Annotated in this window: 11 protein-coding genes; 6 read left to right on the top strand and 5 right to left on the bottom strand. The window is 65.8% G+C overall.

The window, feature by feature from the left end:
* The 3 genes from OXU42_14705 to aroE all read left to right on the top strand — a co-directional run.
* Window positions 1-542: methionine--tRNA ligase (locus OXU42_14705; protein ID MDE0030641.1), on the top strand; the 542-nt coding region annotated here is incomplete at its 5' end.
* A gap of 78 nt (window positions 543-620) precedes the next feature.
* Complete coding sequence (locus OXU42_14710) at window positions 621-1,433, top strand: TatD family hydrolase (GenBank protein ID MDE0030642.1); 813 nt, start codon at window positions 621-623, stop codon at window positions 1,431-1,433.
* Entirely contained in the window at window positions 1,430-2,320 is an 891-nt protein-coding gene (gene aroE, locus OXU42_14715; GenBank protein ID MDE0030643.1) for a shikimate dehydrogenase, read from the top strand. The genes OXU42_14710 and aroE overlap by 4 nt, the downstream gene beginning before the upstream one ends.
* 211 nt (window positions 2,321-2,531) lie before the next feature.
* Here aroE and groL read toward each other — a convergent pair whose 3' ends face one another.
* Entirely contained in the window at window positions 2,532-4,148 is a 1,617-nt protein-coding gene (groL, locus tag OXU42_14720) for a chaperonin GroEL (GenBank protein ID MDE0030644.1), read from the bottom strand.
* 15 nt (window positions 4,149-4,163) lie between these two features.
* Window positions 4,164-4,454 (bottom strand): co-chaperone GroES, encoded by a 291-nt coding sequence (gene groES / locus OXU42_14725; protein MDE0030645.1) that lies wholly within the window; start codon window positions 4,452-4,454, stop codon window positions 4,164-4,166.
* Window positions 4,455-4,638: 184 nt separating this feature from the next.
* On the opposite strand from groES, the gene OXU42_14730 reads away from it, so the two are divergent.
* Window positions 4,639-5,259 (top strand): glutathione S-transferase family protein, encoded by a 621-nt coding sequence (locus OXU42_14730; protein MDE0030646.1) that lies wholly within the window; start codon window positions 4,639-4,641, stop codon window positions 5,257-5,259.
* On the opposite strand, the gene OXU42_14735 is transcribed toward OXU42_14730, so the two are convergent.
* Window positions 5,240-6,085: a carbon-nitrogen hydrolase family protein gene (locus OXU42_14735; GenBank protein MDE0030647.1), complete on the bottom strand. Its 846-nt coding sequence runs from the start codon at window positions 6,083-6,085 to the stop codon at window positions 5,240-5,242. The genes OXU42_14730 and OXU42_14735 overlap by 20 nt on opposite strands.
* A 213-nt stretch (window positions 6,086-6,298) precedes the next feature.
* Between OXU42_14735 and OXU42_14740 the strand changes: the two genes are divergently transcribed.
* Together OXU42_14740 and OXU42_14745 are read left to right on the top strand one after the other, a co-directional pair.
* Window positions 6,299-6,580 (top strand): hypothetical protein, encoded by a 282-nt coding sequence (locus tag OXU42_14740; GenBank protein ID MDE0030648.1) that lies wholly within the window; start codon window positions 6,299-6,301, stop codon window positions 6,578-6,580.
* Window positions 6,581-6,691: 111 nt separating this feature from the next.
* Window positions 6,692-9,166 (top strand): TonB-dependent receptor, encoded by a 2,475-nt coding sequence (locus tag OXU42_14745; protein ID MDE0030649.1) that lies wholly within the window; start codon window positions 6,692-6,694, stop codon window positions 9,164-9,166.
* 13 nt (window positions 9,167-9,179) lie between these two features.
* On the opposite strand, the gene OXU42_14750 is transcribed toward OXU42_14745, so the two are convergent.
* Both OXU42_14750 and OXU42_14755 read right to left on the bottom strand, forming a co-directional pair.
* Window positions 9,180-10,664 carry an NADH-quinone oxidoreductase subunit N gene (locus OXU42_14750; GenBank protein MDE0030650.1) on the bottom strand — a complete coding sequence of 495 codons (1,485 nt, stop codon included), beginning with the start codon at window positions 10,662-10,664 and terminating at the stop codon, window positions 9,180-9,182.
* Window positions 10,665-10,668: 4 nt separating this feature from the next.
* The coding region (locus tag OXU42_14755; GenBank protein MDE0030651.1) for a proton-conducting transporter membrane subunit at window positions 10,669-11,129 on the bottom strand (461 nt) is incomplete at its 5' end.

Below are 11,129 nucleotides of genomic sequence, written 5' to 3' on the forward strand. Positions count from 1 at the left end.
CGTTCGTGAACCGGGTCAACGCCGACCTGGCCAACAACTTCGGCAACCTGGTGAGTCGGGTCCTCGCCATGCAGAAGCGGTACTTCGGCGGCGTGGTCCAGCCCATGGGCAGCGGCGACCGGCCCGAGGACCGGGAGCTCAGGGAAGCCTTCCAGGCGGCGGCGGCCAACGTCGACCGGCACATGGAGGAGATGGGCTTTCACCGGGCCCTGGAATCGATCATCGAGGCGGTGGACAAGACCAACCAGTACATCGTGCAGACGGCGCCGTTCACCCTCGTCAAGGACCCCGAACAGAAGCCCCGGGTGGGCGAGATCCTGCACCACGTGCTGGAGAGCGTACGCATCACCGGCGAACTGCTGGCGCCCTTCCTGCCGGAGACGGGCGCCGCGGTGCGAAGGCTCCTGGGACTCCCCGCCAGTGACACGCTCGACGCGGAGTGGGGCGGCTCCTTCCCCGAAGGACACCAAGTCCAACCGCCGGAAATCCTCTTCCCCCGGATCGAGGAGACGGAAGACGGCGGAGACAACGGGAGTGGCTAGGAGGATACCCGCACCAGTGGCTGGGAAGTTACCCGTCATTCCCGCGCAAGCGGGAATCCAGGGGTGGGGGGTGGCCACATGACTCCCGCATCCGCGACCCTCATCGACACCCACTGCCACATCCAGACCGAGGAATTCGACGAGGACCGCAAAGAGGTGCTGTCCCGGGCTCGCGACGCCGGCGTCGAGACTTTGATCGTCGTAGGCGGAGCGGGCGAACTCTCCACCAACGACCGCGCCGTGCACCTAGCCGAAGAGCACGCGGGCATCTACGCCACTGTCGGAATGCACCCCCACGACGCCAAGGACGTGAGCGCCGAGGACATGGACCGGTTGCGCGGCCTCGCCGGCCACCCCAAGGTCATCGCTATCGGGGAGACCGGCCTCGACTTCCACTACGACCACTCGCCCCGCGACATCCAAAGGGAAATGTTCGAGCGTTTCGTCGCGCTGGCCGTGGAGACGCGGTTGCCCATCGTCGTACACAACCGGGAGTCGGACCGCGAGGTGGCGGAAACGCTCCGAGAACGGGGCGGCGGCCGGCTGGAAGGAGTGATCCACTGCTTCACCAGCGACGCCGCAGCCGCGCGGACGTTCCTCGACCTCGGCTTCTACCTCTCGTTCTCGGGCATCGTCACCTTCAAGAACGCCGAGGCGCTGCGGGACATCGCCCGCTGGGTACCCCTGGACCGCCTGCTCATCGAGACCGACGCGCCGTTCCTGGCCCCCGTTCCCAAGCGCGGGCGGCGCAACGAGCCCGCCTACGTCCGGTTCGTGGCCGAGACCCTGGCCCGGGCCCGGGGAGTCGACGTCGACGAGATCGCCGGCGCCTCCAGCCGCAATGCCCGCACGCTGTTCGGGCTGCCGTCCGAGAACGGGCAGGAATCATGATTGACGGGACCACGAAGCTGCTGGGAGTTCTGGGCTGGCCGGTGGAGCATTCCATGTCGCCCGTGATGCACAACGCCGCCATCCAGGCGGCGGGCTTGAACGCCTGCTACGTTCCCTTGCCGTGTCCGCCCGAGGCCTTGGGGGATGTCATCTCCGGCCTGCGCGGCATGGGATTTCTCGGCGCCAACCTCACCATCCCGCACAAGCAGGCCGTCATCGAGCATCTCGACGGGCTGAGCGAGGAATCCCGCTTCACCGGAAGCGTCAACACCCTCTACTGGGAAGGGGACAGGCTCATGGGGACCAGCACCGACGCCGCGGGCGCCGTGCTGAACCTCCGCCAAGCCGGCATCGAGCTAGACGGCAAGAGGGTCACAATCCTGGGAACAGGTGGCGCCGCCCGGGCGCTGGCTTTCGTGCTGGCACGGGGCAGTTGCGCGGGCGTGGGTGGCGGCGGAGAGACCTTCACGCTACCGGAGCTCACCATACTGGGCCGGGACCGCAAAAAAGCCGAGCGGCTGACGCGGGACGTCGCGATGGGGAGCGCCGCCGGCACGGCGGTCCACGCGGGCTTGCTGTCGGAGTTCGCCTCGCTCGGAAGAGGTGCCGACATAGTCATCAACTGCACCTCCGTCGGAATGACGCCGGACGTGGATGGATGCCCTGTCGACCCAGCGCTCCTCGAGCCGCGCCACACCGTCCACGACATCGTCTACCAGCCACGCGAGACCATGCTGCTAAGGGAGGCCAAGACCAAGGGGTGCCCGACAGTGGAAGGCATCGGCATGCTGGTGCACCAAGGGGCGGCCTCCTTCCGCACTTGGTTCGGGCGCGACCCGGACACCGATGTCATGTTCGCAGCCATCCAAACCCCTGACCAAGCGTGATCAATCCTGTTGGGCGGAAACCGGAGCAGCGGCGGCGACGGGACCATGGCCGATCGGTGGGCATTGCATGAGGAGACGGCAGGGGGGCGAAGCGGCGGAATCCCCCACGGTCTTGTTTGAGACGCAACCTAGGGAGACGAAAAAAGGGGGAGGACTCGCGTCCTCCCCCTTTTGGTTTGTCGGTCTCGACCCGCTACCGGGCCGTTGCCGTCTAGTAGTCTTCCGGCATCGCCGGGGCAGCGGGCTGCTTCTTCTCCGGCTTGTCGGTGATCATGGCCTCGGTGGTGATGAGCAGGCCGGCCACGGACGCGGCGTTCTGCAGCGCCGAGCGGACCACCTTGGTGGGATCCAGGATCCCGGCCTTGATGAGGTCCTCGAACTCGCCGGTGGCGGCGTTGTAGCCGTGGGCCCCCTTGCCCTTCTTGATGGCGTCCACCACGACGGAGGCGTCGGCGCCGGCGTTCTGGGCGATCCAGCGGGCGGGCTCTTCGGCCGCGCGCTGAATGATGCGGACGCCGAAGGACTCGCTTTCGTCGACCTCAAGGTCCTTCAGGCCCGCGGCGGCCCGGATCAGGGCGACGCCGCCGCCCGGCACGATGCCTTCCTCGACCGCGGCGCGGGTGGAATGAAGCGCGTCCTCGACGCGGGCCTTCTTCTCCTTCATCTCGATCTCGGTGGCGGCCCCCACCTGGACCACGGCCACGCCGCCGGCCAGCTTGGCGAGCCGCTCCTGCAGCTTCTCGCGGTCGTAGTCCGAGGTGGTCTCCTCGATCTGCGCCCGGATCTGCTTGATGCGGCCCTCGATGTCGGCCTTGCCGCCGGCGCCTTCCACCACCGTGGTGTTTTCCTTGTCGACGATGATCTTCTTGCAGGTGCCGAGATCGTTCAGGGTCACGTTCTCGAGCTTGATGCCGAGCTCCTCGGCGATCATCCGGCCGTTGGTGAGGATCGCGATGTCCTCCAGCATGGCCTTGCGGCGGTCGCCGAAGCCAGGGGCCTTGACCGCGATGCACTTGAAGGTGCCGCGGATCTTGTTGACCACCAGGGTCGCCAGGGCCTCGCCCTCCACGTCCTCGGCGATGATCAGCAGCGGCTTGCCGCTCTTGGCGATGTTCTCCAGCACCGGCAGCAGGTCCTTCATGCTGGAGATCTTCTTCTCGTGGATCAGGATGAAGGGCTCGTCGAGGATCCCTTCCATGCGCTCGGGGTCGGTGACGAAATAGGGGGAGAGGTAGCCGCGGTCGAAGCGCATGCCTTCCACCAGCTCCAGGGTGGTCTCCAGGCCCTTGGCCTCCTCGACCGTGATGACGCCTTCCTTGCCGACCTTGTCCATGGCGTCGGCGAGGATGTCGCCGATGGTCTTGTCGTTGTTGGCGGAGATGGAGCCCACCTGGGCGATCTCGGAGCGGTCGCGCGTGGACTTGGACAGGCCCTGCAGGCCGGACACGACCTTTTCCACCGCCTTGTCGATGCCGCGCTTCACCGCCATGGGGTCATGGCCGGCGGCGACGATCTTGAGGCCCTCGCTGAAGATGGCGCGGGAGAGCACGGTGGCCGTGGTGGTGCCGTCGCCCGCCACGTCCGAGGTCTTGCTGGCGACTTCCTTGACCATCTGCGCGCCCATGTTCTCGAACTTGTCCTCGAGCTCGATCTCCTTGGCGACGGTGACGCCGTCCTTGGTCACGTTGGGGGCGCCCCAGGACTTTTCCAGCACCACGTTGCGGCCCTTGGGGCCCAGGGTGCAGGTGACGGTGTCCGCGAGGATCTTGACCCCTTTCAGGACCTTGGCCCTCGCCTCCTCACTGAATTTTACGTCCTTTGCAGCCATTTTCGCCGTACCTCCTTATTCGACGATCCCGAGGATGTCGTCTTCCCTCATGATGAGGTGCTCGTCGCCGTCCAACTGGATCTCGGTGCCGGAATACTTCCCGAACAGGACCTTGTCGCCTTCCTTGACGTCCAGGGCCACCACCTTGCCGTCCTCGCGCCTGCCGGAGCCCACCGCCACCACCATGCCCTCCTGGGGCTTCTCCTTGGCCGTGTCCGGGATGATGATGCCGCCGGCCGTCGTCTCCTCCTCGTCCAGCCTCTTGACGATGATCCTGTCGTGCAAAGGCTTTACTTTCGCCGCCATAGTTTGAACCTCCCTTGAGAGTGAATGATAGGATTTGAGCGCGAATCTAAGCACGATTTTCCCGCAGTCAAGTGGGTGTGTGGACCCTTTCGCGGGTTTCGTAGTAGATTTTTGCGGTGCTCCGGCGGAGTTGCCGTGCGGCAACGGCCCGGCCGGGCCGAATTCTTTCGTGGAGGTGGCTCAAGTGCTCAAGATTCTGGGAAGAAAGACTTCATCCAACGTGCAGAAGGTCCTGTGGTGCTGCGGCGAGCTGGACATCCCCTTCGAGCGCGAGGACATCGGCGGGCCGTTCGGCAAGAACCGGGAGCGCCCCTACCTGGACCTCAACCCCAACGGCGTGGTCCCCACCATACAGGACGGCGACTTCGTCCTGTGGGAGTCCAACAGCATCGTCCGGTACCTGGTCCACAAGTACAACGGCGGCAGGCTCTTGCCCGACACGCCCGAAGGGCGCGGCAACGCCAACCGCTGGATGGACTGGCAGTTGTCCACCGTGAACGGCTTCATGGTGCCGATCTTCTTCGGGCTCATCCGCACCCCCGAGGCCGAGCGCGACCCCGCCGCCATCGAGAAGGCCGTGGCCGCGGCCGTCTCCATTTGGGAGATCGTCGAGCGCTACCTCGAAGGCCAGGACTATCTCGCCGGCGATTCCTTCAGCATCGGCGACATCCCCGTGGGCATCTGGGCCTACCGCTGGTTCGCCATGGACATACAGCGCCCCTCCATGCCCAACGTCGAGGGGTGGTACGCGCGCCTGTGCGAGCGCCCGGCCTACAAGGAGCACGTCATGATCCCGCTCTCGTGAGCGGGATCGGGTCGTCCATCAGAAACGCCCTGCGGTGGTCGAGCGCCGGCAGCCGGCGCCGGACATCCTCCAGGTAGTCGAGGTCGATCTCGGCCAGAACCATGCCCGGCTCGGTGCCGGCTTGGGCGATGATCTTGCCCCATGGATCGACGATCATGGAATGGCCGTAGGCGTCCATGCTGGCGGGGTGGCGGCCGGTCTGGTCGGGGGCGATGATGTAGACTTGGTTCTCGATGGCGCGGGCGCGCAGCAGCGGTTCCCAGTGCGCCCGGCCGGTGGGGACCGTGAACACCGACGGCACGAAGACGACCTTGGCGCCCGCGGCCGTGAGGCGGCGATAGAGCTCGGGGAAGCGCAGATCGTAGCATACCGAGAGGCCCATGGCGCACATGGGGGTGTCCGCTACCACGACATCCTCGCCGGGGCGGCGAAACTCGGACTCGCGGATGGGCGCTTCGCCTGCGATGTCGACGTCGAACAGGTGGATCTTTCGGTACTTGGCGATGATCCCGGTGTCCGGACCCAGGAGCACGCTGGTGTTGTAGGCGCGCCCGTCCGGGCCGGCGGCCTCGAGTATGGAGCCGGCCAGCAGGTAAAGCCCGCACTCGGCCGCCAGTGCGCTCATCCGTTCCGTCGTCGGACCGGGCACGGGCTCGGCCTGGGCCGCGGTGTCTTTGCCGCGCCCGCGCCAGTTGAACACCTCCGGCAGCACCACGAGTTGCGCGCCTTGGGCGTGTGCCCGGCGAATCCACGTTTCGGCCTCCTGAAGATTGGCCTCCTTGTCGGAGGTGGCCAACATCTGGATCGCTGCCGCGAGAAACTTCATGGATCGGCTCCAGCGACCGTTTGTCCCCCTCCCAGCCCCTGGATTCCCGCTTTCGCGGGAACGACGTTTCGGGGGAGCCATGTCAATGAAAACAAGTTCGTTCAGGGCGCTTGATCAGACGATAGCAGCACGTCGAGGTTTTTCAACCATTCAAGCTCCGCGACGGACGCGGCGGCATGACAAATCGTTTCAAAAGGTGGTAACATTGCCGATATGGCAAGAAAGACCTCGGCAAGAGACAACCTCCAGGAGCGGCTGTTCCAGGAGCTTCGGGGTTTCGCTGAACAGTGTGGAATCGAGGTGCGGTGTGAGAAGCTGTCACGCGACCTGGGCTACCGGGTGCGCAGCGGCGGCTGTACGGTCAAGGGAAGGAAGTGGGTGATCGTGGAACGTACATTGCCGGCACGCGACCGGCTGGACCTGCTGGCCGGCGAGATCAGGAAGTCGGTCAGCGCCGATATGGAGATACCCGCCAACATCCAACCCTTCCTCTAGGGAGTCCCCGTCGCGCTCGGTCCTTTTCGGCGGGGTACACGAGAAGTCGGTTTCGGGGCGATTGTCGTCCCGGGGCATGATTGCGTGGGTTGAAACGGAGGGAAAGTCCCAATGAAGACCCTTCTGGCTGCGGTTGCTGTTTTCACCGCTCTGGCGACCAGTGCGGTCCATGCCGGCTCCCTGGCGCCCGCGCCGCGCGTCGTCGCCTCGTTCGAGCGCGACTTCATCGAGCGTTCCGGCGCCCAGACGCTGCAGGAATTGCTCGATACCGGCATCGCCCGCTACTTCCTCACCGGCGGACAGTCCCTGCTCGTCCTCGTCGACGGCAGGCCTTACGCCACCACCTCCGGCAATCTGGACACCTTGCCGCTCTCGGCCATCGAACGGCTCGAGCTTCTGAGCGGCTACAGCCTGGGCACACTCGGCGGCAGCGCCGTGCGCGGCGCGCTCAACGTCGTGCTGCGGACCGATCTGGACGGCTTCGAGACTCGGGCGGTCGCGCGGATGCCGAGCCGGGACGGCGGCGACGGCTGGCAGGGGAGTGCCTTCTGGGGCGGCGCGGTGGGCAAGGGACGCATGACCGTCGGCGCGGACGTCCTCGGTCGCAAGGAAATCACCGCGCGGAGCCGGGACTACAGCCGTTCCGTGTGGAAGGAGGGCGGCGCGTTCAACGAAGCGCAGAACGTCAGCGTCGGCGGCAACACCGTCTGGGTCGTCCAGGTAGATGACGACGCAGGCCCGACCGGCGTAAGGTCGGTTGCGCTGGGGGAATGCGACCCGGCGAAAGGCTATACCGGCCCGCTCAGCAATCCCCCAGGCATCACCTCGGGCGACAAGGGCTGCGGTTTCGCCTACGGCGCGATCATGTGGAACACCAGCAGCTACGAACAGAAGAGCGCGATCCTGAACCTGGACCATCCGCTCACCGAAGAGTCCGAGCTGCACCTGGACGTGAACGTCACGCGAGGCGATGCGGCGTTCCGCTACGCGCCGTCCATCGGCTCGTTCAGGTTCACCCCGAACCCGGGCCTGCTGGACGCGATCAACGAAGCGGCCGGCTCGGACTTCGAGGCGGACGGCAACGACTGGTTCGTGGTGGCGCACCGCTTTGTCCGCCACGGCAACCGCGACTGGCTGACGGACACCGAGGAATATGACGTCTCCGTGGGCCTTGAGGGGCGGATAACAGAGAGCCTCGGCTACGATGCGCGCATCAGCGCATTCCGGCTGGACGGTTTCGTGGACGGTAACACCTTCGTGCATTCCGGCAGGATAACAGAGGAAATCCAGGCGGGACGTTACGACCTCGCAGACCCGTTCTCGAACACGCCGGAGCATTTGGGAGCCATTGAGTACAGCAGCTTGCGGCTGGAGAACGATTTCGGCGCGGACTACCTGGGAGCCCGGATGGCGCTGGAGGGGTCCGGATTCGCCGTCGGCGGCCGCAGTTCCGCATGGACCGCAGGGTTGGAGGTAGGCACCTCGAAAGCCCACCACATCTCGGTCTATCGAGCCAATGACGGCACGCCCTATGACGTGTCCGAGGTGCTCGGTTCCGGCGGGGCCAGTTATGACGGCAAGCGCAAGGGCGCCGCAGCCTTCGCGGAGGTGTCCCTGCCGCTGGCGGAGAACCTGGATCTCAGGGTCGCCGGGCGCGGGGACGAAGCCGACGATATCGGCGGAATGGCGTCCTGGCGCCTCGGGGCCGATTACCGCCTGAGCGACCTCATCACGCTGCGCAGCTCCTGGGGCGCGGGAGAGAGACCGCCCTCGATGCTGTATCTCTACAGCTCCGAGGTGCAGGGCCATCCCTACATCGAGTGCGATCCGGGGAGCGGGAGCCCGCCCCGCTCTTGCGCCGAGCTCAACCCGCGGCAGGTAACGCGCGTGACGGTGGGCAACCCGGGTCTCGATCCTTGGGACACCGAAAGGCTCGCCGTAGGCGCCGAGGCCCGAAGGGGGCCGTTTTTCCTGGGGGTGGACTGGTATCGACTTTCGCGCTCCGGTCTTCCGGGACAAAACAGCGCGGATTGGCACATGCGAAACCTGCATGAATGCATGGACGGCGAAAGGGAGAACTGCATCGAGCGCACCGCCGGCGACATCACGATTCACGCCAAGTATGCGAACGTGGTCGAGACCGAGCTCTCGGGCATCAATACCCGGCTCGGCGGAGGCTTCCGAACGGGCTGGGGAGTGGTCGGCCTGCGCGGGACCTGGCGGCACGTCACCAGCACCGAACGGCGCATCGCGGGCGAAGAGGACCGGTTCCCCATCCCCAAGAACGTCGCCCGCATCGGCATCCTTGCACGGCGCGGCGGCCTGAGCGCCACCTGGACCACCTACTACCGCGCTGGCTACAAGAACCGGGCGGGTACCGGAACTTTCGAGTCCTGGACCGGCCACGACCTGGTCCTGGACTGGGTCGACCCGCTGGATTTGAAAGGCGCGCGGGTGTCGGCGGGCGTATTCAACGTCACCGACGCCGGCCTCGCGGTGGACACATCCAACCCGAGCAGCGTGGACGGGCCCACGGAAGCCGGCTGGGGGCGCACCTTCTTCCTCAGCCTCAGAATGCAGTTCTGACAGGGAAGACCGGCTATTGCATGAAGAAGCCCAGCGAGCCGCTGGTGTAGTCAAGCAGCGGCGCCCAGTACACTCCCAGCACGACCGTCAGCACCATGAGGGCGCCAAGCAGCGGCATGGCGCTGGGGGTGGCGGCCACGGGGCCTTCCTCGGGAGCGGGCTCGTCCAGGAACATGGTCTTGACGATCCGCCAGTAATAGTAGAGCGAGATGACCGTGTTGATCATGGCCACCACGGCCAGCACGTAGAACTGGCCCTCGATGATGGCGGCCACGAGCAGAAACTTGCCGATGAAGCCCGCCAAGGGCGGCAACCCGGTGAGGGAGGCCAGGAACACCATCATGCACACGGCCGGAAAGGCCGCGCCCCGCCAGGCCAGTCCGCGGTAGGCGTCCATGTCCTCGCGTCCGGTGGCGTTGGCCACGATCATGACCACCAGGAACGCGCCCAGGTTCATGATCAGGTAGACCACCACGTAGAACAGCATGGCGTTCAGGCCGTCGTTGTTCAGCACCACCAGCCCCATCATAATGTAGCCGGCGTGGGCGATGCCGGAATAGGCCAGCAGGCGCTTGACGTTGCGCTGGTTCAGGGCCGAGAGGTTGCCCCAGGTCATGGTGATGATGCTCAGGGCCACCAGCAGGTCGGTCCACTGGAGCGCGGGGAACGCCTGGAACGCCCAAAATCCCTCCTGCCCCAGGGTCGACACCGCGGGGTAGAAGAAGCGGATCAGGATAGCCACGCCGGCGGCGTTGGAAGCCACCGAGAGGAACCCGGTGAAGGGCGTGGGCGCCCCCTGGTACACGTCCGGCGACCACATGTGGAAGGGCGCGAAGGCCATCTTGTAGCCGAACCCCGCCAAGATGAAGACGAAGGCCATGAAGAGGGCGACCTGGTTGCCGCCGGTTTCGGCCATGGCCGTGTTGATGGCGGCGTAGTCGAGGCTCCCGGCCATGCCGAACACCCAGCTCATGCCGTAGATCATGGTGCCGGAGGCGACGCCGCCGTAGATGAGGTACTTGAGCGCGGCTTCCGCGGAGCGCCGGTTGTGCGGCAGCATGCCGGTGAGGATGTACGAGGTCAGGCTCACCAGCTCCAGGCCGAGATAGGCCATCAGCAGGTTGTTGGCCGAGGCCATGAAGAACATGCCGAACCCGCAGGTCAGCAGCACGATGTAGTACTCGCCCAGGTGCACCTGGCGCACCTCGCCCGACCCGATGGACATCCAGATGGCGCCCACCAGCGCCGCCAGGGTGACCACCTTGAAGAACAGGCTGAAGTTGTCCAGCGTCACCATGCGGTGGAACAGGAGCGTGGGCTCCGCGCCGTAGAGATCCACGGTGGCGCCCAGGGCGATGAGGCACCCGGCCAGGCCCAGGTAGGCCATGGCGCGCTTGTTGGCCACCACCAGGTCCAGGATCGTCAGCAGGAGGATGGTCCCCGCGAGGACGATCTCCGGGTAGAACAGACTCAGGCTTGCGACGTTACCGAGATCCATGGCGCTACGACAGGTGTGCGATCACCATCTGGTTGATGTTGTTGAGAGAGGCCTGGAGCAGGTCCAGCACCACCCGGGGATAGACCCCGACGATGACCACGATCACCCCCAGCGGGAACAGCGTGAATATCTCGCGGCCGTTGATCTCGGGCAGCGAGCGGTACTTCTCGTTGGGCGGACCGAGATAGACCCGCTGCATCATCCACAGCATGTAGCCCGCGGTGATGACGATGCCCAGGGCGGCGACGATGGTGAGCGCATGGTACTTGGGCCAGGCGCCCAGCAGCACCAGCACCTCGGAAACGAAGCCCGAGAGTCCCGGCAGCCCCATGGAGGCGAAGAACGCCAGCGCCGTGAAGCCGGCGTACACCGGCATGATGCTGGCCAGGCCGCCGAAGCCGTCGATGTCCCGGTGATGGGCGCGGTCGTAGATCACGCCCACGAGCAGGAAGAGCATGGCGGTGA

The organism is Deltaproteobacteria bacterium, from assembly GCA_028818775.1.
GTDB lineage: Bacteria > Desulfobacterota > Binatia > UBA9968 > JAJDTQ01 > JAJDTQ01.